The 24,327-nt window shown below is 45.3% G+C and carries 20 protein-coding genes; 19 read left to right on the forward strand and 1 reads right to left on the reverse strand.

All coding sequences use genetic code 11. The annotated features are described in order from the left end of the window. The first annotated feature begins 165 nt into the window (after nt 1-165). The 4 genes from E7747_RS09900 to E7747_RS17000 all read left to right on the forward strand — a co-directional run bounded on the left by E7747_RS09900 (nt 166) and on the right by E7747_RS17000 (nt 12,779). The gene (locus E7747_RS09900) at nt 166-5,529 is read left to right on the forward strand and encodes an InlB B-repeat-containing protein (protein ID WP_136415709.1); all 5,364 of its coding nucleotides are present in this window, start codon (nt 166-168) and stop codon (nt 5,527-5,529) included. 41 nt (nt 5,530-5,570) lie between these two features. Further along, a complete protein-coding gene (locus E7747_RS09905) occupies nt 5,571-9,377 on the forward strand; it encodes a C10 family peptidase (RefSeq protein ID WP_136415711.1) in 3,807 nt (1,268 codons plus the stop codon). 197 nt (nt 9,378-9,574) lie between these two features. After that, the gene (locus tag E7747_RS09910; protein WP_136415713.1) at nt 9,575-12,367 is read left to right on the forward strand and encodes a leucine-rich repeat protein; all 2,793 of its coding nucleotides are present in this window, start codon (nt 9,575-9,577) and stop codon (nt 12,365-12,367) included. Nucleotides 12,368-12,629: 262 nt separating this feature from the next. Continuing rightward, nucleotides 12,630-12,779, forward strand: coding sequence for a hypothetical protein (locus tag E7747_RS17000; protein ID WP_228449133.1), 150 nt, complete (start codon nt 12,630-12,632; stop codon nt 12,777-12,779). A 63-nt stretch (nt 12,780-12,842) separates the two neighbouring features. Here E7747_RS17000 and E7747_RS09915 read toward each other — a convergent pair whose 3' ends face one another. Then, a complete protein-coding gene (locus tag E7747_RS09915; RefSeq protein ID WP_136415715.1) occupies nt 12,843-13,409 on the reverse strand; it encodes a Crp/Fnr family transcriptional regulator in 567 nt (188 codons plus the stop codon). Between the two features lie 195 nt (nt 13,410-13,604). Between E7747_RS09915 and E7747_RS09920 the strand changes: the two genes are divergently transcribed. The 15 genes from E7747_RS09920 (at nt 13,605) to E7747_RS09990 (ending at nt 24,327) form a co-directional block, all read left to right on the forward strand. Further along, nucleotides 13,605-14,234, forward strand: coding sequence for a radical SAM protein (locus E7747_RS09920; protein ID WP_123485485.1), 630 nt, complete (start codon nt 13,605-13,607; stop codon nt 14,232-14,234). A gap of 101 nt (nt 14,235-14,335) precedes the next feature. Further along, complete coding sequence (locus E7747_RS09925) at nt 14,336-15,232, forward strand: DMP19 family protein (RefSeq protein WP_228449134.1); 897 nt, start codon at nt 14,336-14,338, stop codon at nt 15,230-15,232. Between the two features lie 2 nt (nt 15,233-15,234). After that, a complete protein-coding gene (locus E7747_RS09930) occupies nt 15,235-16,398 on the forward strand; it encodes a TonB family protein (RefSeq protein WP_136415719.1) in 1,164 nt (387 codons plus the stop codon). A gap of 2 nt (nt 16,399-16,400) precedes the next feature. Continuing rightward, on the forward strand, nt 16,401-17,351 hold the full coding sequence (locus E7747_RS16770) for a carboxypeptidase-like regulatory domain-containing protein (protein ID WP_175578481.1): 951 nt from the start codon (nt 16,401-16,403) through the stop codon (nt 17,349-17,351). Between the two features lie 529 nt (nt 17,352-17,880). Continuing rightward, entirely contained in the window at nt 17,881-18,357 is a 477-nt protein-coding gene (locus E7747_RS09940) for a hypothetical protein (RefSeq protein WP_124076364.1), read from the forward strand. 4 nt (nt 18,358-18,361) lie between these two features. Then, complete coding sequence (locus E7747_RS09945) at nt 18,362-18,919, forward strand: hypothetical protein (protein ID WP_123485479.1); 558 nt, start codon at nt 18,362-18,364, stop codon at nt 18,917-18,919. After that, the gene (locus E7747_RS09950; RefSeq protein WP_123485478.1) at nt 18,916-19,803 is read left to right on the forward strand and encodes a hypothetical protein; all 888 of its coding nucleotides are present in this window, start codon (nt 18,916-18,918) and stop codon (nt 19,801-19,803) included. The genes E7747_RS09945 and E7747_RS09950 overlap by 4 nt, the downstream gene beginning before the upstream one ends. Beyond that, the gene (locus E7747_RS09955; protein ID WP_136415721.1) at nt 19,800-20,531 is read left to right on the forward strand and encodes a hypothetical protein; all 732 of its coding nucleotides are present in this window, start codon (nt 19,800-19,802) and stop codon (nt 20,529-20,531) included. Before E7747_RS09950 ends, E7747_RS09955 begins: the two co-directional genes overlap by 4 nt. A gap of 191 nt (nt 20,532-20,722) precedes the next feature. Continuing rightward, complete coding sequence (locus E7747_RS09960; RefSeq protein ID WP_136415723.1) at nt 20,723-21,067, forward strand: hypothetical protein; 345 nt, start codon at nt 20,723-20,725, stop codon at nt 21,065-21,067. Further along, on the forward strand, nt 21,068-21,673 hold the full coding sequence (locus E7747_RS09965) for a hypothetical protein (RefSeq protein WP_136415724.1): 606 nt from the start codon (nt 21,068-21,070) through the stop codon (nt 21,671-21,673). It begins immediately after the preceding gene. Continuing rightward, a complete protein-coding gene (locus E7747_RS09970; protein ID WP_136415726.1) occupies nt 21,670-22,179 on the forward strand; it encodes a hypothetical protein in 510 nt (169 codons plus the stop codon). The genes E7747_RS09965 and E7747_RS09970 overlap by 4 nt, the downstream gene beginning before the upstream one ends. 13 nt (nt 22,180-22,192) lie before the next feature. Further along, on the forward strand, nt 22,193-22,582 hold the full coding sequence (locus E7747_RS09975) for a hypothetical protein (protein WP_136415728.1): 390 nt from the start codon (nt 22,193-22,195) through the stop codon (nt 22,580-22,582). Then, the gene (locus E7747_RS09980; protein WP_136415730.1) at nt 22,579-23,115 is read left to right on the forward strand and encodes a hypothetical protein; all 537 of its coding nucleotides are present in this window, start codon (nt 22,579-22,581) and stop codon (nt 23,113-23,115) included. The genes E7747_RS09975 and E7747_RS09980 overlap by 4 nt, the downstream gene beginning before the upstream one ends. Further along, nucleotides 23,112-23,678, forward strand: coding sequence for a hypothetical protein (locus tag E7747_RS09985; RefSeq protein WP_123485472.1), 567 nt, complete (start codon nt 23,112-23,114; stop codon nt 23,676-23,678). Before E7747_RS09980 ends, E7747_RS09985 begins: the two co-directional genes overlap by 4 nt. Before the next feature lie 10 nt (nt 23,679-23,688). After that, nucleotides 23,689-24,327 (forward strand): hypothetical protein, encoded by a 639-nt coding sequence (locus tag E7747_RS09990; RefSeq protein WP_136415732.1) that lies wholly within the window; start codon nt 23,689-23,691, stop codon nt 24,325-24,327.

A 24,327-nucleotide genomic window follows, 5' to 3' on the forward strand; every position in this document is an offset into this window, starting at 1 on the left:
AGCCGAAAGCCTATTTATAAGTTTTCGGCTTTGATTTGGAATGTACTTATTGAAAATCTTTGGTTAGGACATTATTAATTGTCTTCTTGTAGATACACAATACATAACATTTATAATATCGCAAATATTACGAATTAATTGCTTATTTAATTTTATTAACCACCAATGAAAAAAACAATTAGCAAATCATTAGTAACGCTGATTGTGCTGTTTCTGACGGTCTTTTCCTCTTCAGGCGCGAGCGTCCCGCTTGAATGGGCTGTCAATCCGGCTGATTATCGTTATGACATGAGCCTCTATTTTAATGTGGCTTTTGCGACAAACGGACAACAAGTGAATCTCTCGGACTATGAGGTCGCTTCTTTTGTCGGTGATGAATGTCGAGGAGTGGCAGAGTCCATATCCGGCGTAGAGAATTGCCTCTATATGCGCATACGTAGTAATACGGAACGAGGAGAGGCGGTTTCATTTAAAATTAGAGATAAACAGACCGGCGATGTGACCGATATTGAAGGTGTGTCCGTCACATTTGAATCGAATAAAGCCATTGGCCTTCCATCTTCACCTTATAATATATCAATCGTAAAATATTTTGATGTAAGTATCACGGCTGCTTCCGGCGGTTCGGTGAATATAGATGGGGGAAGATACCCGGAGGGATCAAAAGTGGAAATTTCCGCTATCCCGGACGCATATTATAAATTTGTAAAGTGGAGTGATGATGTTACGGAGCAGACTCGTACAATCACTGTTGATAGAGATATCATATTGGAAGCTTCTTTTGAAGTTAATACCTATACTTTAAAATATATTGTAGATGGAGAAGAATACAGTTCATATCAGATTGGATATGGTTCTTCAATAACTCCGGAAGTAGCTCCCGAAAAAGAGGGTTACACGTTCTCAGGCTGGCAGGGTCTCCCCGAAACTATGCCGGGATCAGACGTTACCGTCACCGGCACGTTCACCGTCAACACCTACAACCTTATCTACATGTTGGACGGCGTGGAGTATAAGCGCCTTGAAGTCGCCTATGGTGAGAAACTGACTGCCGAGGCCGCCCCTGAAAAGGAAGGCCACACGTTCTCAGGCTGGGAAGGTCTACCTGAAACTATGCCCGCGTCAGATGTCACCGTCACTGGATCATTCACAGCGGACACCTACACCCTTACCTATATGCTGGATGGTGAGGAGTATAAAAGTGTAAAGGTTGCCTTCGGCGAAAAGCTGACCGCCGAGGCCGCCCCTGAAAAGGAAGGCCATACGTTCTCAGGCTGGGAAGGTCTTCCCGAAACTATGCCGGCATCGGATGTTACCGTCACCGGCATGTTCACCGTCAATACCTACAACCTAATCTACATGTTGGACGGCGCGGAATACAAGCGCCTTGAAGTGGCCTATGGTGAAAAGCTTACCGCCGAGGCCGCCCCTGAAAAGGAAGGCCACACGTTCTCAGGCTGGGAAGGTCTACCTGAAACTATGCCCGCGTCAGATGTCACCGTCACTGGATCATTCACAGCGGACACCTACACCCTTACCTATATGCTGGATGGTGAGGAGTATAAAAGTGTAAAGGTTGCCTTCGGCGAAAAGCTGACCGCCGAGGCCGCCCCTGAAAAGGAAGGCCATACGTTCTCAGGCTGGGAAGGTCTTCCCGAAACTATGCCGGCATCGGATGTTACCGTCACCGGCACGTTCACCGTCAATACCTACAACCTAATCTACATGTTGGACGGCGCGGAATACAAGCGCCTTGAAGTGGCCTATGGTGAAAAGCTTACCGCCGAGGCCGCCCCTGAAAAGGAAGGCCACACGTTCTCAGGCTGGGAAGGTCTACCTGAAACTATGCCCGCGTCAGATGTCACCGTCACTGGATCATTCACAGCGGACACCTACACCCTTACCTATATGCTGGATGGTGAGGAGTATAAAAGTGTAAAGGTTGCCTTCGGTGAAAAGCTGACCGCCGAGGTCGCCCCTGAAAAGGAAGGCCATACGTTCTCAGGCTGGGAAGGTCTTCCCGAAACTATGCCGGCATCGGATGTTACCGTCACCGGCACGTTCACCGTCAACACCTACAATCTTATCTACATGTTGGATGGCGCGGAATACAAGCGCCTTGAAGTTGCCTTTGGCGAAAAGCTTACCGCCGAGGCCGCACCTGAAAAGGAAGGTCATACGTTCTCAGGCTGGGAAGGTCTACCAGAAACTATGCCCGCGTCAGATGTCACCGTCACTGGATCATTCACAGCGGACACCTATACCCTTACTTATGTTGTAGACGGCGAGGTTTACAAGACTTTCCAGTTCGCCTATGGTGAGAAACTGACCGCCGAGGCCGCCCCAGAAAAGGAAGGTCACACGTTCTCGGGCTGGGAAGGTCTTCCCGAAACTATGCCGGCATCGGATGTTACCGTTACCGGCACGTTCACCGTCAATACCTACCACCTTATCTACATGTTGGACGGCGTGGAATACAAGCGCCTTGAAGTCGCCTATGGCGAAAAGCTGACCGCCGAGGCCGCTCCAGAAAAGGATGGTTACACATTCTCGGGCTGGCAGGGTCTTCCTGAAACTATGCCGGCATCAGATGTCACCGTCACTGGCTCATTCTCGACCAACAGCTACACCCTTACTTATGTTGTAGACGGCGAGGTTTACAAGACTTTCCAGTTCGGTTTCGGCGAAAAGCTGACCGCCGAGGCTGCTCCTGAAAAGGAAGGTCACACGTTCTCGGGCTGGGAAGGCTTACCCGAAACCATGCCCGCATCGGACGTTACGGTCACCGGCAAGTTCACTGTCAACACCTACAACCTTATCTATATGGTAGACGGTGAAGAGTACAAGCGCCTTGAAGTGGCCTATGGCGAAAAGCTGACTGCCGAGGCCGCCCCCGAAAAGGACGGTTACACATTCTCGGGCTGGCAGGGTCTTCCTGAAACTATGCCGGCATCAGATGTCACCGTCACTGGCTCATTCTCGACCAACAGCTACACCCTTACTTATGTTGTAGACGGCGAGGTTTACAAGACTTTCCAGTTCGGTTTCGGCGAAAAGCTGACCGCCGAGGCTGCTCCTGAAAAGGAAGGTCACACGTTCTCGGGCTGGGAAGGCTTACCCGAAACCATGCCCGCATCGGACGTTACGGTCACCGGCAAGTTCACTGTCAACACCTACAACCTTATCTATATGGTAGACGGTGAAGAGTACAAGCGCTTCGAAATCGCCTATGGCGAAAAGCTGACCGCCGAGGCAGCTCCAGTCAAGGACGGTTACACGTTCTCAGGCTGGCAGGGTCTCCCCGAAACGATGCCGGCATCAGATGTCACTGTGACTGGTTCATTCTCGACCAACAGCTACACCCTTACTTATGTTGTAGACGGCGCGGTTTACAAGACTTTCCAGTTCGCCTTCGGTGAAAAGCTTACCGCCGAGGCCGCTCCTGAAAAAGAAGGTCACACGTTCTCCGGCTGGGAAGGCTTACCCGAAACAATGCCCGCATCGGACGTTACGGTCACCGGCACGTTCACCGTCAACACCTACAACCTTATCTATATGGTAGATGGTGAAGAGTACAAGCGTCTTGAAGTGGCCTATGGTGAAAAGCTTACCGCTGAGGCTGCTCCAGTCAAGGACGGTTACACGTTCTCAGGCTGGCAGGGTCTTCCTGAAACGATGCCGGCATCAGATGTCACTGTGACTGGTTCATTCTCGACCAACAGCTACACCCTTACTTATGTTGTAGACGGCGAGGTTTACAAGACTTTCCAGTTCGCCTTCGGTGAAAAGCTTACCGCCGAGGCCGCACCTGAAAAAGAAGGTCACACGTTCTCCGGCTGGGAAAGTTTACCCGAAACCATGCCCGCATCGGACGTTACGGTCACCGGCACGTTCACCGTCAACACCTACAACCTTATCTATATGGTAGACGGTGAAGAGTACAAGCGCTTCGAAATCGCCTATGGCGAAAAGCTGACCGCCGAGGCTGCTCCAGTCAAGGACGGTTACACGTTCTCAGGCTGGCAGGGTCTTCCTGAAACGATGCCGGCATCAGATGTCACTGTGACTGGTTCATTCTCGACCAACAGCTACACCCTTACTTATGTTGTAGACGGCGCGGTTTACAAGACTTTCCAGTTCGCCTTCGGTGAAAAGCTGACCGCCGAGGCCGCTCCTGAAAAAGAAGGTCACACGTTCTCCGGCTGGGAAGGTTTACCCGAAACCATGCCCGCATCGGACGTTACGGTCACCGGCACGTTCACCGTCAACACCTACAACCTTATCTATATGGTAGACGGTGAAGAGTACAAGCGCCTTGAAGTGGCCTATGGTGAAAAGCTGACCGCCGAGGCCGCACCTGAAAAGGAAGGTTACACATTCTCAGGCTGGCAGGGTCTCCCCGAAACGATGCCGGCATCAGATGTCACTGTGACTGGTTCATTCTCGACCAACAGCTACACCCTTACTTATGTTGTAGACGGCGAGGTTTACAAGACTTTCCAGTTCGCCTATGGTGAAAAGCTGACCGCCGAGGTTGCTCCTGAAAAAGAAGGTCACACGTTCTCCGGCTGGGAAGGCTTACCCGAAACAATGCCCGCATCGGACGTTACGGTCACCGGCAAGTTCATCGTCAACACCTACAATCTTATTTACATGGTAGATGGTGAAGAGTACAAGCGCCTTGAAGTCGCCTATGGTGAAAAGCTTACCGCCGAGGCCGCACCTGAAAAGGAGGGTCACACGTTCTCGGGTTGGGAAGGCTTACCCGAAACTATGCCCGCATCGGATGTAACCGTTACCGGCACGTTCACCGTCAACACCTATACCCTTATCTATATGTTGGACGGTGAAACCTATAAGAGTGTTCAGATTGAATATGGTTCAAAGGTTAATCCCGAGTCAGCCCCTGAAAAAGAAGGTTACACATTCTCCGGCTGGGAGGGTCTTCCCGAAACTATGCCGGCATCAGATGTTACCGTAAACGGTAAGTATGCAATCAACAGCTATGTACTTACATATATGGTTGATGATGAGGTATATGTTTCTATGGAAGTTGAATACGGCGCAAGGATAACTCCGGAAGACGCTCCGGAGAAAGAAGGCCACACATTCTCAGGATGGGATGGTCTGCCTGACACAATGCCGTCTCACGATGTTACTGTCAACGCTTACTACATCGCCAACTATTATAAGTTGACCGCTTATATTGACGGTGAAGTATACTTCGAGACAGAACTTTTGATGGGAGCATCGGTTGAAATCCCGGAACCTCAATTCCCCTCAGGAAAAATTTTCAATGGATGGATTGAAGAAGTGCCGGAAACAATGCCTGCACATGATGTGGAGATTCATGGTACTACATCTGTTTTCTCTACTCTGACAAATATATTTGTAGACGAAAACGCACTGTTGACCGTATATAATCTTAAAGGTATGCTGGTTCTTAAAGATGTAACCATCCGCGAGGCCAGTCAGAAGCTTTCGAAGGGAATATATATCATCAATGGTAAGAAAATCCTGATAAAATAAGAAACAAATAAACCAAATTCACAAATAAATAACCATCGTTTATGCTTAAACCTATAATCCGGATGCTTGCTTTTGCCACCTGTATATTTTATCCGGGGCTGGCAAATGGAGGCATACTGACAGCAGAGGAAGCGAAAGAGGTGGCTACCGATTTTTTCCAGAATGCAGACGTTTCACGTCTTGCAGATGTCGGTTCGCTGGAACTGGTATATGTAGAGAAAGTCGACACTACTCCTCGTTACTACATCTTCAATGCTACAGACAAAAAAGGCTTTATTATTGTATCGGCCGATGATACCGCACTGCCGGTAATGGCCTATTCCACAACTTCAGCATGGCTTCCACAAGCCATGCCTGAAGCTGCGGAACGCTTGCTCGAAACTCCGGCTTCGGTGCTGAAATCAAGCTCGAGAAGGAGTCCGGGCCGAGTTTCGCGGAGTGGCCGGAAACTGCTCAACACTCCTACGTGGAGTCAGGAAGCACCTTTTAACAGTAAGATTCCCAACCGTCCGCTCGTCGGATGTGTCGGAACTGCTTTGGCTGAAATTCTGAAATATCACCAATATCCTGTCAACCGTCCGTCATCTCTTGTAAAAGAAGGTGAAACAGCGACATATGACTGGAGCAACATGCGCAACGACAACTACCGCAACGGATATAACGCTGTTGAGGGTGATGCAGTCGGCACATTGGTCGCTGATGCGGCAATCGCAATCGGCACTGATTTCGGAATGTCAAGTTCAAGCGCATTCGAAGTGAAGGTTCCCTCGGCCTTGATCACCATGTTCGGTTATGATGCCGGAGTCTCATATAAAAAGGGAAGCGAGATGGACCGTGATTCATGGGACGCGCTTATTGTAAACGAGATTGATGAGAACCGACCGGTGCTCTATTGCGGTCAGGACGTATCTGCCGGCCATGCTTTCGTGTGTGACGGATATGAAATGATGGGTCCCACGGTCTATCTCCATATCAACTGGGGATGGGCAGGTGGTGCCGATGGCTTCTATGCCTCCGACGCACTTAACCCTACGATGAGCAAAACCTATAATTTCAATAATCTGACGACTGTCGTATATAACATCAAGCCGGCAAGCACATCGGCCGAATGGTCTCCAATCCACCTGACAAGCGATGAAAATCAGGTCGGAATGACGATGGATGTTACCGATATCCAGCCGGGAACGACGTTTAAAGTGAGAGCAGGTGCATTGAAAAATATATCAAACAATAATTTTTCAGGCTCAATCTCACTCGGACTTTTCTCAGCCGACGGAACATTCAAACGACTTCTCTGCGATGGAAAAAATTTCGGGCTTTCGTCATTGAATATCCTGAAATATACAGATATCTCATGCACTGTTCCTGCCGATGCAGTGATAGATGACGGCGATGTAATCCGTCTGGTTACGAAAGACAATACATCTTCCACATGGCTACCTGTCGCCAATGACCTCATCACTCTTGGTGAGGCCCGTGCCAAAGGAAACACCATCCCTTATTTCAACATCAGCTTCCCTGCTGCTGTCGAGGGTGCGGAAATTACCTATACCGAGCCTCGCGTGATTAAAGGACGTGATTTCTCGTTCAAGGTAGTCCCGACATCTCCCGAGGATGTGGTGACGGTCAAGGCCAACGGATTCATTCTTACTCCGAACGGCAACGCGTATAACCTCAGCAATGTTACAGCTGACCAGACTATAACTGTGATCGTACAGAATGCCGCCGACGTTGTGTCGAAGCGCACACTGTGGGTTCAGGCCGGCAAGCTGTCACAGCTGATAAACGATACAGAGGCCGGTACTGTGACCGACCTTACCCTCTATGGCACAATCGATGCGACAGACTTCACGTTCATGCGTGACCGCATGAAACTGTCGAGACTTGACATTTCTGGTGTAAGTATCAAAGCCAACGGTGCCAATCCGGCAAATGCAATTCCTGCAAAGGCATTCAGCAAGTGTGGTAATCTGCGCCAGATTGTATTGCCTAAAAACATCAATACTTTCAAGAGCGGCTGTTTCAGCTATTCCGGTCTCACATCTATAGAGATTCCGGCTTCGGTGGCAACTTATGAATACAACATATTCCTCGGTTGTGGAAGCCTTCGTGAAGTGACAGTTCGCCGTTCAGCTGCTGCATGGGTCAACTGGTGTGTGTTCCAAGGTACACCAAAAGCAAAGCTCATTGTCCCCGTAGGCGCTACTGCCGCATATCGTAACAAGGATTACTGGAAGGATTTCAAGGAAATTGAGGAACAGAATCCCGTTGCCGACAGCCAGTATACCGTAACCATACAGGATGCGGCAGGTATCAAATTCACCGCGATGACTGAATCGACGGAGGTAGCTCCCGGTTCTCAATATGAATTCAAAGTGGACACTGATGATTCATTCGGTGACGCGACTGTGGAGCTCTATGCCAACAATACACGTCTTTATCCCGGTGAAAACGGTCTCTATAAGGCAACAATCAACAGCAACACCCTGATCCACGCTAATTTCCGTCAGCCTGAGGCAACTTGGCCCGACTCTCCGTGGAAAATAACCGGTGCAGCCGGCGGTGTCGGTCTTGTGACTGATGTTGTGAATGTAGTGCCCGGAAAATCGTTTACGATCCGTGCGAACGCGCTTGGAATTCCTTCGGAAAATGCCGATCAGTTCTACTGTGTCGCACTCACTGATAAGGACGGCGGTGTCAAGGAGATCATATCGCCTGTCATCTATAACAGTATTTACAATTATGGCAACCAGCCATGTAATTTCGTCTGTCAGGTAAAGGATGCGACTGTGCGCGAGGGTAACCTAATCCGTGTCGTTTCGTCTCTCGACAAGAAAAAATGGAGTCTTGTCAATGCTGCGAACGATACTATTGCCGACCGCATCAGTGCCATTGGCAACCGTGTGGTATACTATAATATAAATATGCCACAGAAGGTTGAGGGTGCTTCCATACAAGGGGGAGCCACTCAGGTGGTGAGAGGTATGCCGTTCTCTCTTAAAGTTACTCCTGTCTCGGTAGATGACCGTGTAACAGTGTCGGTAAACGGAATAAACAAGGTTGTTGATGCTGCAATCGCAAATATTTCCATTCCTGCCGTTGTCGAGGATCTTGAGATAAATATACAGGTCAATCCGAAGGGCTCGAATGCCTATACTGTTGTCAATGTGAAGGAAGGAGAACTCGATGCCAAGATCGCACAGTGCCCGGCACGTCTTAAGGTGATTGGAGTGATGAGATCAGAGGATTTCGACGCATTCCGTAAACATGCCGCAACAATTGTAGATCTTGACCTTGCCGATCTGACAATAAAAGGCGCAGGGGACCTTGCAAACGCAATTCCGTCGAAGGCTTTCGCTTCGACAGGCTTTGTACAGACTGCGTTGAAGACAATCATTCTTCCGACAAATCTTGTAAACATAGAAGAGAATGCTTTCTACCGCTGTGTCAGCCTCTCGGAGGTCACAATTCCCGCATCTGTCACCTACGTCGGAGACAATGCGTTCTCATCGTGTGCCAGATTGTCGAAGATTGTCACTTTGGCCACAGCGCCTCCGGCCACAGGATATATGAGTCCGTTTCCTGCAAACACCGCCAATATCACACTTGAGGTGCCAAAGGGTGCTGAAAGCCACTACAGCGCAGCAACATTCTGGAATGAGCTCAATATGTCGACATCTAAGGTTTACTACAACATCCAGATTGATCCGGAACGTTCGTTCAACTACAACACATATTATCAGCTCACCAAGATTGATGTCTCAAAAGGTGCTCAAAAGGTTACCATCGGACTTCCCAACTTTGCTCCCACATCATATAAGGACAATCCCACCTATCGTCCCGGATAGCCTTCAAATTATATGACAACGACAAAGATGTCACAATAACAACTCCTTATCTGTATGATGGCCAGCACTCTGTTGTACTTGATCCGGATCCCTTCTATAAGCCCGGAAGTGCCAAGTATCCCCAGGACCACATAATCAGAGTAGTATTCCACTATCCGATTGAAATAAATTGTCCAGCCGGCATCAAGGCCGAGTTTGTGGATCTGAACGAGAGCAATATCTGGAGAAACGCAGATATGAGCCTCTTCATAAAAGACTCCCAATCTCGTCCCAACCTTTTTAAAGAAGGTGAGAACTACAAGTTCAAAGTGATTTCAGAGGCTACAGGCATTGAGGCTAAGGTGAAATGTGTGAGCCACGTATTGACAAAGTTCGGAGACAAACCGGAATTTACCGATATTGAGACCATACTCACGCCCGATGAAAACGGTGTCTATACAATCAGCAACCTGCAGGGTTCAATCAAGATTGACATTACAGCATCAATCGTTGTAAGCGAAGGTTCAATGATTTCGTCAGGTGAACTTGGACTCGTCAGCGAGGAGGAAGCTAAAAACATCACCAACATAGGTGTCAGCGGAGAGCTTGATAATGCCGCTTTCACTGAGATACGTGATAAGTTCAAGTCGCTTGAGACACTCAACCTCTCTGAATTGACGAATGAGGAGATTCCTTCAAATGCCTTCCTTGACATGAGCAGTCTGAAGAGTGTGGTAATACCTGAAAATGTTGTCACCATCGGTTCGGGAGCTTTTGCCGGATGTGAGAATCTTGAATCTGTAACCCTCCCGGGCGTAGAGGCTATCGGCGACGGAGCATTTGACGGTTGCAGCAATCTTACGAGCATCACCATGCTTGGCAAGTCGGCTGACAACGCTGCTGAAGCCGTTTCACGCGCTCCGCGTAAAGCCCGGCTTACAGAGGATGCCTTCAGGGGAATAAATCCCAACTGTCTTATCTACATTCCTGAAGACAGTGGCATCGAACTCGGAACAATGCGTAACGTCATTGTAAATCAGGGAAGCTCACGTGTGGCCGATACCGATATCGTGCTTGAACAGGGTTATCCTTTCAATGCGCCGGCAAGCTTCAGCCTTGGAGCAAACAGTATTTCTATGACGATTGACATCCCCGGCAGCATCAGCGACGACAATGACGGCTGGAAGGGTGTGATACTTCCGTTCGCTCCTGATTCTGTGGCTTATGGCGAAGAGTTTGTTCCGCGTGGAGAAAAGGTGCTCAATCTCCTTACACTCAACAGCGAGGAAGGCGATACATTTACCTCTGCCGACAGCATCGTTGCCAATCGTCCTTATCTGGCTAACCTCCATGCTCCGTTTGCAACAGTTCCGGTGACATTCATTGCACGTGGAAAATCTGCGGACTCTGAGATTGTCTATGATGTCAACTATACGCCTCTCGCAGAGGAAATGAGCGTCAATGGCCGTGGTCTCACTCTCTATGGCGCCTATGGTGCGGATAATGATAAGTCGGATGTCTATGTGCTCGATGAAAACGGCGTGGCATTCCGTCGTGCTGCCACCGACAGCGTAGCCGTCACTCCGTTCTCTGTGTTTGTATGTCCGTCAGAAACACAGCTGCCTGATTCTGTGGCTGTAGGTTCACATCCGCTGTGGGTGTTCAATCCTGCTCCTGCAAACGATAACGGATTTAAACTTTATCGTTCGGGTTCTGTCGAACTCCTTTCTGAAACAGCCGGTTCGACCATATATTATACGGTCGATGGATCTGATCCTGCAAGCAGCGAGACAAGAATCGCTTATGATGCGCCATTCTCACTTGAAAGTGACACACTCTCGATCAATGCGGTTGCCGAGTATAAAGGATATCTTTCGGATGCGGTGAACATGGTCTACGAACTGAGAAAGACCAATGTCAACTACAGTCTTGAGGACGGCTGGAACTGGATTTCACACAATGTGGAGAATGAAATACCTGTTGAGTCGATAATCTCTGACAATGTTGACCGTGTTGTTTCCCAGACGGAAGAAGCAATCCGCGATCCCCAGTTTGGAGTTGTCGGTAATCTCAATTCGCTGAATCCGCTTGAAGCATACAAGGTGTTTACTGTAGGCGGAAACAGCGATCAGGCTGTGAGCGGAGTTTCGTTTGACCCATCTGTGCCCGTAGCTCTCAAAAAGGGCTGGAACTGGATCGGTTGTCCGATGGAGAACAGTTGTATCACCGTTGCTGATGCCTTTGTCAATCTTGAAGCTGAGGAAGGCGACATGATTGTCGGACGCGAGGGCTTCGCTCAGGCTGACACCGACGGCAATTGGATCGGAGATCTCCAGCAGCTTGCGCTCGGACAGGGCTATATGTATCTCAGCGGAAGTGTGAAAGAGTTTAACTACAACGCAGTTCCGTCACACAGCGAAGTCAGAAAGAACATTGTCCGCGAAAACACCAAGGCTACATGGACTATCGAAAGCAGCAAATATCCTTCGGTAATGCCTATAACCTCACATATCGTTAAAGACGGAGGCATTATGGCCGCTGACGGAGAGTTTGAAATCGGAGCTTTCTGTGGCGATGAGTGCCGCGGTATAGGCGTATGTGTCGAAGGATGGACCATGATCAGTGTATTCGGTAATCCCGGCGATGAAATCAGTTTCCGCATCCTGTCGACCGATTCACACAGTGAGCATGCGTTGCCTCAGACATTGACATTCACGGAATCGCCTGTCGGTTCTCTCAAGTCTCCGTTTGTGTTTAATGCTTCGGCAACCTCGGCTATCGAGACTGTAGATAATGGAGCAATAAAGGTCATCGTCGAAAATGGAAATATTGAGATTTCAGGTGACACTCAGTCGGTAGAGCTTGTCGAAGTTTATGACATCGCAGGTGTGAAGGAAGCAGCCGCGACAAATGCCGATAAGCTGAAGTTTGAGAATCTGAAGACAGGTGTCCATATCGTAGTGATATACACCGCTGACGGACACATCAGCCGGAAAGTGGAAGTAAAATAAATTTCATTTTCCGTCCTCTATAGAAAATGCCACTTCAATCGATTGAAGTGGCATTTTCTATAGAGGACGCTTCTATTGCAAAGATTTCCCTCCGGCTGTTGTCATATTTTATGCGAAACCGAAATTATGATATTACAAGCCGTAAAATATATAATTGAGCATTGAAAAAAGCTGGAAAAGAACGAAAGGGAAAATAAAATTTCTTCCCTTCTTTTCCCTTGAAAATAAAACGACAAAGCATAGTATTGGATGTCACCGACTTATGATTGAGAAATCAGCGAAAGATAACAAGCAAGTAACAAAAATGGATTTTATTTGTAGGAAGCAGTCAGGCGGTCAAAAGGGAACGGAAAGGAAAGATAAAGGTATGGTCGTGAATCAATGGATATGGCTGACTGCAATCTCTTTCTGACTTTGCAAAGGAAATAAATTTTGATGAATCTGCCAAGCGAAAACAGGCAATTTGTCAAGAGTGTCAATCGGCCTGACTGTCGGGAGTCTCCCGAAACCGATGGAGCTGACGGCGGGAAATATTCAGATATGAGGCGATTTCGCCAAGTGGCACAAGTTCAAGTATTCGCGGGAACCGCTCTACCAGTTGACGGTAGCGTTGGAGGGGCGAATAATAGTAACCGTTGAGTATTATTCCGTAGGCTTGGGAGAACAAGGACTGTACGAACCGCAGATTAAACTCCGGATTGCTCTCTAAATATTCCTGGATAAACTTTGTCGGCACAATCATCACATCGGAATCTTCCAATGCTATGATGGCAGTTGGCATGGGGCCACCCGACATTATCGCTGAGTAGTTGGCCAGAACCGCATTACTGAATACAAAGCCTACTGTCTTAAGACACCCGTCGCAGTCGGACAGCGCATGCTTGAAACCTCCGTTCCGTATCCATCCGCAGTATTTGAGGCCGTCACCGGAGTTCACGAAATATTCGCCACGGCGATAATGCCGTAGCTCGCCGTGGCTCTCGCAGATCTCCTGCCAGAATGCGAAATCGATATCCCGCTCAAAGGCGTTGAACTTCTCCATAATGCAAATATACCACTTTTTTATGAGTTTCCGGCCCTTCTGTGCTTATAAAACCCTCACAATATGGTCGATTTCAGTGCAAGTGTGACAAATGTCACTCTGAAATCCGATTATTATTGTTAACTTTGCTATGTAAACTACCCTTTAACGATTTATGGGATAGCAAAGAAAAATGACAGCATAAATACGGGCACAATGGGAAAGAGCCTCGCAAGAATCATCGGCATAGCGCGTCATCGCCTCTCTACCGACGGCGATGGCGTCACCACGCTTGTGGCTTTCCACGGATGCCCGCTCCATTGCCGTTATTGCCTCAATCCCCAGTCGCTCGGTGATGGCGGCAAGTTCAAGGAATACACCCCGGAATTGCTATACCGGGAAATACGCATCGACGAGCTTTATTTCCTTGCCACCAATGGCGGCGTGACATTCGGCGGTGGGGAGCCGTGTCTGCGTCCCGATTTTATCCGACGCTTCCGCGAACTGTGCGACGAGAGCTGGCAAATCAATCTTGAAACCTCGCTCAATGTTCCGATGGACAATATCGCGTCCTTGCTCCCTGTGGTAAATACACTTATCATCGACATCAAGGACATGAATTCTGAGATTTACCGCAACTATACCGGGCTGGACAATTCCCTTGTCCTATCCAATCTCCGGCTGATAGCCGATAACGGAAGGCAGAGTGACTGCATCGTCCGCATACCTCTGATACCTGAGTTCACCACTGATGCCGATCGCGACGCAAGCCGAGCCGCGCTTGAACAACTCGGCTTTACCCGATTCGATTTATTCACCTACCAAATCCGCAAACAATGTCTATGAATAAAAAAACGACGTTCATAATTGGAATTGCCTTATGCTCAATGCTGGCTATAATTGCAATTATTCTGATTTTTATCACTTCAGGAAAGGATGGTGAGGCAATGAAGATTATTTATGCCTGCTTCGCCGGGTGGATGATATTCGGCGTATATCGGGGATTTAGGCATATATTCTCTAAGCCGGACAAGAAACCATGTCCTACTTTTGAGGGAGTGAGCTATAACATCACTCCGGTATCCGATAAAAAAGTCATAGAAGACTTTTTTAATCCTCTGGCTATGCGGTTTCGCACTGTAGGTTCACTGTTTATCCTTTGTGTGTTGTGGGTCGGCATGGAATACTTCAGCCCTAAATTTACAATCTATTTCTGGATATTACTTATTATAACAATTGTTGTCAAAGGCTTTCTACTCACCCGTTATATACGACTGAATAACGCTATGAATACTCTTGGGAAAGTCATACTTGAACAGACCGGAGATATTGATGTGTTCAGGTACGATGTGACAGTTCAGCTAATCAATGAAGCCGATACTACCCCGGAAGATGTAATTGATCCCATAAGACCCTATGTGAATGTGTCGGGCAGTTATGATGATTACCTTAAAGATGTGTCGCAGTTCAGTATAGAACAGCGTCATATTCTTTCAGTCAACTGGTATATTTCTGAGGTGTATGGCGATGGACATTATGGATTTTTCACTGATTCAATCGGCATGGTATATCTTGATGCCATTGAGGGCCTTAAAGCTATCGGTGCAGAAAAGTATGCCGGGATTCTTGAAAAGGCGGTTTCGGAGTTTGATGGTATAAAACAACCGCAGTTTGACTTGGAGCAACGAGTCAATATAATCAATGAGTTGGATCTTGATTTTGGGAAGTTTGATGATGCAATGTATTCATTAGATGAATATGACGAGGAAATTACGAAAATGCAAATGGCTTATGTCCGTCTCCACGCCAACAATTTCCTTTTTGATAACCCACAAAAACACTGACTATGGCACGAGGAAAACAGACCTGCAAGATATTGAAGGAGATACGTCGGCAGATTGCCGAGGCTAACGGCATCGAGTTCGCCACTTCGGAATGTCGCTACAAGGGCGACTGCCTCGGCACATGCCCCAAATGCGAAGCCGAGGTCCGCTACCTTGAGCAGCAGCTCCGCGCCCGCACCCTCGCCGGGAAAGCCGTAGCCCTCGCCGGCATCTCTGCTGGTATGATTCTTATGTCGGAGTGTAGCGGCATATCGTCAAATCAATCGAACGTTACATTGCAGGGCGAGCCTGAGATATCAGTCGAGCAGATTGAGGTTGCTGACACAATCGAGGAGGGCGAACTGCCCGCAATTGAAGATACGGTTGTCTTAAAAAAAGGAGAAATCGATGATACTGAAATTGTTGTGGGGGAAATTATTGACCCTGAACAAGAAGATAACGTGTATGAAGCTATTGTAGATGTTCGCCCAACATTCCCCGGCGGCGATGAAAAACTAATGGAATGGATATCGCAGCATATCGTATATCCTCCGGGGTGCTGGGAGTCAAACATACAAGGTCGCGTTATAATCCGGTTCATGATAAAAGCAGACGGCTCCGTAGGGGAAGCTGAAATTATACGTAGAGTTTATCCGGAACTTGACAAAGAAGCCTTGCGTGTCGTCAAATCCCTGCCCAAATTCAACCCGGCAACCCTGAATGGTAAAGCGGTTGAATATTGGTTTACCCTACCTATAATATTTAGATTGACAGATAATTTTGAAAGCCCTGAAAAAGCAAAGGATTCTGTTATAACGGTAACACAAAACGAAGTCGTATCTGGGACGGAATATGGCACAGATGAAGTCAAAATATATAATGTAGTGGAGCAAATGCCGGAGTATCCGGGAGGGCAGGCAGCATTGTTGAAATTCATTGGCGACAATCTCAAATATCCGAAAGAAATGGTTGGTTGTTTTCAAGGAAGTATCAGAGTAAGGTTTTATGTTGACACATTAGGCCATGTATGCGACCCACAGATAATCAGAGGTATGGATTCTGCTCTTGACAGAGAAGTTCTGAGGGTTGTAAGACTGTTCCCTGATTTCATCCCGGGACAACATGAAGGCAGGAAAGTTAATGTGTATGTGAATTTGCCAATAAGTTTTGACCCTAATCGCTATTGATTATGGCACGAGGAAAACAGACCTGCAAGATATTGAAAGAGATACGTCGGCAGATTGCCGACGCAAACGGCATCGAGTTTGCCACGTCGGAATGTCGCTACAAGGGAGACTGTCTCGGCACGTGCCCAAAATGCGAGGCCGAGGTGCTCTACTTGGAGCAACAACTTCGCTCCCGTCAGCGCATGGGTAAAGCCATCATTCTCGCCGGAATCTCGACAGGTGCTTTAGCATTGCTAAATCCAAACGGCGTTTCCGCGCAGGCTCCGGATCCGAACCTGTCGCTCCCAATGGGAGATATTGCAGTCCATGCTGTAACCGATACATTTATGGTGAAAGGCGTCGTGTGCGAAAAAATAGACAGCAATGGAATAACACAACGAGAACCATTGATAGGAGCAACTATAATCAATTTACGAAACAATAAGGGTTGTGCTTCAGGTATTGAAGGTGATTTTGAAATAGAAGTTGCGCCCGGCGATACATTGGAAGTGTCATTTCCCGGATATCATATTCTGAAAGTGCCAATCAAGCGATGGTCCGATAATTTAGATATTGTGCTTGAAGCAGACGAGTCGGTATTAACGGGCGACGTACTTGTTCTGGGAGGTGCTATTTCTGTGAAAAGAGAAATAAATCATTATCTCGACCTCAATGTGATTGATGAGGAAGGCAACCGCATTGACAAAGATGATTTGTATATTGAACGAATATGGATAGACGATGACAACGAAGAAGATTCCCGATTTTTATCACCGGAATACTTTGATGAAAAACATCCATGTCGAATATTCTGGGATTATGATTATGGTTTAACTGATGAAGAAGGCAAGCCATTAAAAGAAGCTACACTCCGTATCGAGGCAGATGGCTACGACGACCCTGTGATAATCAAGGTTAAATATCCCAAGCGCAACACCAAGAAAACCATCAAGTTCAAACATAAGGAGAAATAGCTATGGCCACGGTCTCGAAATATAAGAAAAGTGCATATATGAAATCACTCATACCATTAATGATGCTATTCTGCTGTTTAGGTCTTTTTTATTTGTTCATGGGGTCGCTAAACGGTGAAGGTTTCGCAAACACATCTGTGATGATTTCATCGCTCTTATCGTTTTTGTCGATAATATTTGGTTGGCTATTAATACTGAGTTTGAAATTATTTAGTAGAATTGTCATTGACGAAAATGGATTGACATATTATCTGCCATATCTGCCGATACTTGTTTTCACTAAAGACCTCCATGACTACGACTGTAAATGCAATGTAAGGGTCTTTAATCGTTACGGAGAATTGATAAATGGGGTTTGGCTCGTCAAAAACGGTATCGTAAAGCATGAAATCTACGACAATATATTTGCAAATTTTCAAGAATTGTATGACGCGATAGATTTACCGAAACATCATATCAAGAAACCTGTACCTCCATTTACGCACACCGCCTATCAACTTGGAGTCAGACGTATTAAAAACGAGCAGGCATGATTACTTTCTTCAAACACGATATTGTAGTGAATAGGAGTAAAGATGAACTTTTATCGTTTATCTCCGCTTCTACCGTTATTTCGTGTGACAGGATGAACTATGGCAAAAAGGACGAATTTCGCGGCTCGGTATGGCGAAACGGATTCCGCATAGCTCTGAATACATACTATGTTAATTCCTTTGCCTCCGATGCAGTCGGCATTGTAGAGCAAGTTGGAAAAGATAAATGTCGTGTTCATTTGGCGGTTGGTATGAGTGAGTTTGTATTGGTTATGATGGCCGTATGGAATATGGGATTGCTATTTATATTTATGCTTGTGTTATCATCTTGTTTTACAAATGGAATCGCTGTGGGCATAGCAAAGCTATTGATATTTATACCTTTTGTTTTGATTGATTTCCTGTTTCTACGATTCGCGTTATATGCCAACTATAAGAAACTTAAGAAGCGTATGCTTGAAATACTAACATGACAATATGGAAACGACACTGCGCTACATAGTAATAATCGCTATTGCCTATGGCATAGGCAAGGGAATATATCAGTCGACACGTTCACGGTCGATTGACTATTCTCTATGGGCGATTATCGCGCTTATGAGTGCAGTGTTATGGATTTCAAGAGGATTTCTTATCTCCAGTCGGATATATGATTTCCTGATGATTGCCGTATGGCTTATTGCAATCGGTTGTTTTGTTTTCTCGCGGAAATCCCAATATGGAAAGTATTTGAAATCTATTGCCATTAGTGGACTTTCTGTTTTCTTTGCTGTCTTTAGCCATTGGAATATAAAGGCGCAGTCCATCGTTCCAACAACCTTAATAACTTCACTAAAGGGATATTCAACAAATCGAATAGATGAGGTATGTTTCCGTTATAACGGAACCCCATTTTGGAGAAGTTACAATCTCAACAACTACCCAAATGTAAAGCTACTTCCTGAGCAGTACGATGTAAGTTTGACAATCAAGCCGATTTCACCCAATATCGCCAAACTTGAATCAATCACGTTAATTCCAAAAGCAAAGATATGAAAACTTCTCTCCGATATAATATTGCGCTTTGCATGGTATGGGTGCAGCTCGCCCTACTGCCTGTTGTTATTGGTATGGAGATGATCTTAGATAACCACCAACTATGGCGGTGGAATCTTGATTTGTGGGTGTGGATGTTTGGTTTTGCATTAGGATTGTTTATCAAACCGATTGCCGGTAATATTGAAGCTCCGCAAATTCTTAAATATTGGATCCATTTTGATTTTGTCGCCTCGTGGATTCTTGCTCTTCCGTTTTTCCTGATATTTTTAAGCTGTTTCCCTTCTATTTATGATAAAAACGATAACTACATATTGTATAAAGATAGCGGCCCGTTTGATTGTGTGCCCACAGCTTACATTGGATTAAAAGACGGGCCATTCATATCTCCTATCAAAACCAATATATATCCATTTTTCGGTACTGCTGAAACATATCTTACCATCAATAAAGAAATGGGATATTTTGCTGTGACAACAGATAAAGAAAATGGATCAGTTTGGGTACATCCTCTTGATTCAATAAAATATGCCAGATTCGCACCTGAAATCGGACTGCTGATAGACAATCTGTTTCAATACAATCCATTAACCGGCCAAATGACCTCAGGTAGTTTCACATTACCCTCACCGTTTGCCACGGTGAGTTATCGTCAGGGATGCACTATTCACTATGATTGCCGAAATCCAAATGTGGATGTTCTGATAGATTATTACAATGCGGATGACACTCGCACGCCAGCCAAAGATTGCGTGCAGATAAGATACCACGGCCCCGACCATCAATATCTGAATTTTTCCTTACCAAAAGATTCTGTGCCTTGGATGTCGCCTGCCGAAGTGCGCCGGTTTATCATCAACTTGAATAGGAGGACTGAGAAATGAATAAGGTATTGGCAGAATACATTTCTATATGCTCTCAATTCCGCAAAGACGGCTTGAGCAAACCTGAAAGGAAACAGCGACATGCCATGCTTTCGGAATGGACCAAAAACATTCATACGGATGAAATCCCGACAATGCTGGAATTATGTGAATTTCGGGATTGTTATGGCGAACTGTGCTATAATAATTATTTCATCAAATCCATAATAATTCCTGTGGTAGCCGCTGACTTTGAAAACAACGGAATTGATGGCATCAAGTTTTTGTTCAGTTGTTTCCGTGGTCACGATAGGTTATATAACAATGCCAATAGTCCGCTATCCATTTTTTGTGACGCTATTGGTTATAAGTACAATCCCATACAGTTGGCTGATTTAGTTCTTGATGTGGAACCTGAAAATCTTGATGTATTGAATTTCAAGTATTATTCTTTGAAATCATATTTGGAATTTTCCCTCCACGAAATACCGTCAGGCATACTCGACGGTATGAATGGAGTTTCGGTTTCAGCCATTCTGGATATGCTTCACATTGTAGATGAGTTTCAATACTTATCAGAAAGACTTTCGTTGAATGATGACAGTGCATTGATTGCCGATTGCCGCAAATTCTATTCCGCTTACGAGAACTATCTCAAGAATCTGGATTCATTCAAGAACTTTGCAGATTATCTGAATAGGAACGGTATTGAATACAAAGTTTACAGCAGCACATATTATTACGAATAGAGGTATGAAGAAGTGGCAGAAAATATTGGGCGTTATTGTCGGCGTGATAATCGGAATATTGAATTTCATCATATTCCGAGCAATCGAGTATGTCTATATATCAAATGATCTTATAGGCGAGGATAACTTGCCATTATGGCAAGTCAGTAACTATTTTATGGCTTTGGAAGTCCTTTTTATTGTGACTTACATTGCTGGAATCATACTTTTTATCAAGTTATGGCGGAAAGGGGGCAGTCGATGAATTTTTTATACAAAGCAAAATGGATTATCATGGTGTTATCCGCAATAGTGTGGGGAATGACCTTTGGCGTGTTGTTCGCAGGAGGCTCGGCATTTGTCAATCGCACGTTTCTGATTCTCAATTTGATTCTGCTTTTGGCTCAGATTATGAATGTGGTAAGGGCATTTCTGATTGGCAAGAAAGACATTGGCATCATACTTTCAATATGTTTGGCTATAACAATATCGCTCTTATGGGCTACATATCTATGGGGTTGGAATTATACTGTCAAGGCATTAACAATCGGATTTGAATGAAAGGGAGCATCTTATATATTATTGGTATCGTCTGCAATATTTTATTGCTGGCATACAGTGTGTTCCTATTTGTAGGTCTTGGTAACGAGTGGTTTGATAAGGAGCTTTATCTTACCTCTGCTACTGCGCGGACTGCTATCTTTGTTATGATGGTTGGCACAATGGCGTTGTTCCTTATTAACCTCAGAATATGCCGCAGCCGATATAATGGACGAGGATTAAAATGGCTGTATTCATTCAATATTTTTATCAATCCTGTCGTTTCGGTTCTCTTTCTTCGAGGAAAAGAAATGCCCAACTTCATGAATAAAGAATGGAAACGGAGAATGTATGTGGCAGGGATGTATCTCAATTATAGTTTTCTAATTTGGCTCGTAGCTTTATTGATAATAAGCCTGATTTCAAACGACCTCGGAAATCTTATGTTTTCTCAAACATGGATATGGATTTTATTGGGCTTGCCGACAATAATTCTATACCAATACAATATGGCAATCTGCATAAAGGAAGATACATTTCCCAAAATGTTGGCATTGATCTTCGGCCTTGTATTTTACTCTCCGTCTTATTCCCGTCGTGTCCTTAAAAACAACTGGCTATGAAGAAATCACATATCATCTTTGCGCTGATAGCTTTTTCGCTGGCTGGAATACTGATGTTTACTCTTAGTATAGCCAATCTTCGCAAGACTAATAAACAGATAAACGACATATTCGATACTTATTATAGTCATGTCGATTATATATTGAAAGGACAGGTAATATCCAAAAAGCTACTTTACGATTATGGCTCTCATTATAAGGATGCTTATATTCTAACTGTTCAAGTCGATTCAATGGAGATAATGAAGAATGAATTATCAGATGACGAGCGATTTTTCGGAATTTATGATTCTGAATTGAAACGAGCCTATATCATTTCTCCTATATACAGTTACAGAACCTTCCAGCCATATGGAGATAATGAGGAGTTGCCACGAATCAGCGTCTTAACATCAACAAGAGATCGCACCGTCAAATTTTCAGACGGTCTTGAATTGGGTATGATTATTTCTGATTCCAAAGATGTGTTCAATGAGTTTGAGAATGAGAATACGATTCATTTCTAAACGACAATCAAATATGAAACTGAAAAATAAAAACACCGGCAAATTTATTGGTGTGGCGACTATTAGCGGCATACTGACTTTCGCTATCGCTTGCGGATTGTGGTATATGGTTTCAGGCGTGAATTGGTTGGATTTTTGGGGGATTCTTGTCTCAATCATTTCGTTTTGGATAATCGGGGCATTGATAGCGTGGCTTATCGTTCCTGACAGGAAAAACTATCTGTTGAGCGTCGCAGCATATTTATCCACAATCGGGGTTAATTTCATTATAGCGGCCTTTGACTTACTCAACGGAGAACCCTCGATAAACGGATGGATTGTCCTGTTCGCAATAGGCTTCGCAATTATCTCCATTCCCGGAGCTATTCTGTTGAATTTAGTAACAACACGTATTCTCAAATGAATACCGATAAATACATAGCAAAGGAATCGTTTACGGCACCAATCCTGTGTGTCGGAATGACAGCATGGTGCATATGGGTCGGTTGCACTGAGGGCTGGAATATACTCAGTGTTGGCGGTCTGGTCTTTTTTGCCGTCGGCATTGTCATTTACATATTCAAGTATGTGAAATATGGACGCAGCGTATTGATGATTGATGAAACCGGAATCACTATAAAAGATTGGCACAAGAATAAACTCCTGCATTGGGACGAAATCGAGAAATGCGACATAGCATGGCGCACCGCTATGGGGCACTGCTTCCGTTGTCTGGGCATAAAGACTTTGGCAGGGAAACGAGAAAAATTCCACGACGTAAGACTATCTGGCAAATTATGCCGAAACAGGAGCGTAAGACAAGCCATTGAAAAGTTTGGCGGAACCGAAATATTCGATTATGAAGGTTCAAGCCAACAGAACCGCTATGTCGTAAATATTATGATCTTCGCACTATTGGCAGTATTCGTATTCTTCATAATTTACTCCATACTATGAAAAAGGCCGGAAAAATAATCGCATATTCTATCGCTCTCCTTATTGTTATAGCGATAGCAGTTTCTATTGTCGCAATTTATCATATGGGATACAATACAGCTCATTACAGAGAGAAAGACATTGAGGCAATAAATCAGGCGACCTTTGAGAATAGATACAACGAGCAATCGGAACATAAAGATATAATTATAAGCAAAGAAGAAGCCATAAAGAATTATTACGGCAAAGATTCGGTATTCGATATTGACCGTGAAGATTATGAAACCGCAAAATGGGTTCTGGAATCTTCATTTCCGAAAGAAATAATCAGAGATGGAGGCGGGTACAAATGCGTTGAGTCCGGAAACACATCATCCGTCGATAGGATAATAAGGATGTTTCCTATTGACCGGTATTTCAAACAATACCTTGGTGTCTGGCAGAATGGGCGAAAGACCGTCACTATATATCTCACAACAGAATACACTCCGGAGTATGTGGGGCAATATGTGCAATACAAGGGTCTAATACCGGAAGAGATTACGGTAACCATTGATTTGATGACCGAAAAACTATCCTTATAATCCAACTACCATGATTTTAATACTCGGAATTATAATACATCTGATTCTCTTTACTTTACTGACGGTGGTGATTGCATTGCCATTGGCCGGTATTGTATGTTGGCTAAGCAGGAAGCATAGGAAACGTAATACCATACTGGCATTATCATCGCCATTTGTGTTTATATATTCGTTCTATTTCACTTGTCTAATCGGCGGTTTCACCTGTGCATCAATCTTTGATACCGGCTGCGGAATGGACGGATACTATAAGACCGATTTGCCTAACGGTTATCAGATAGAATCCCTTGCGGATGACTTCGACCGCGAATATTTCACAGGGTATATCCGCAAAGACGGAGCGCGCGTTTTTGAATGGGTAACTAAAATCAAGATTGTAGGCGATTCGATTTGTGGAGAACAGTCTTTTGAGCCTGCCGGACGAGATCATTACTTTGTCATTGACACTAAAACTGACAGCATAACGCAATATAAATCACCCCTTGAAGCAAAGGAAAAAGCACCGATGGTTGTGACTGGGCTAACGCACTTGGAGGCATTCTATTATAAAAGTTGGCCGTGGGTAATTCCTTTGACAATCCTCTCCGTTGTCGTATCATCTGGATTAGTATTTCTTTTATGGTTTATTGTTAACAAAATCTCAAAATAG

Origin of the sequence: Duncaniella dubosii (assembly GCF_004803915.1) — a bacterium.
GTDB lineage: Bacteria > Bacteroidota > Bacteroidia > Bacteroidales > Muribaculaceae > Duncaniella > Duncaniella dubosii.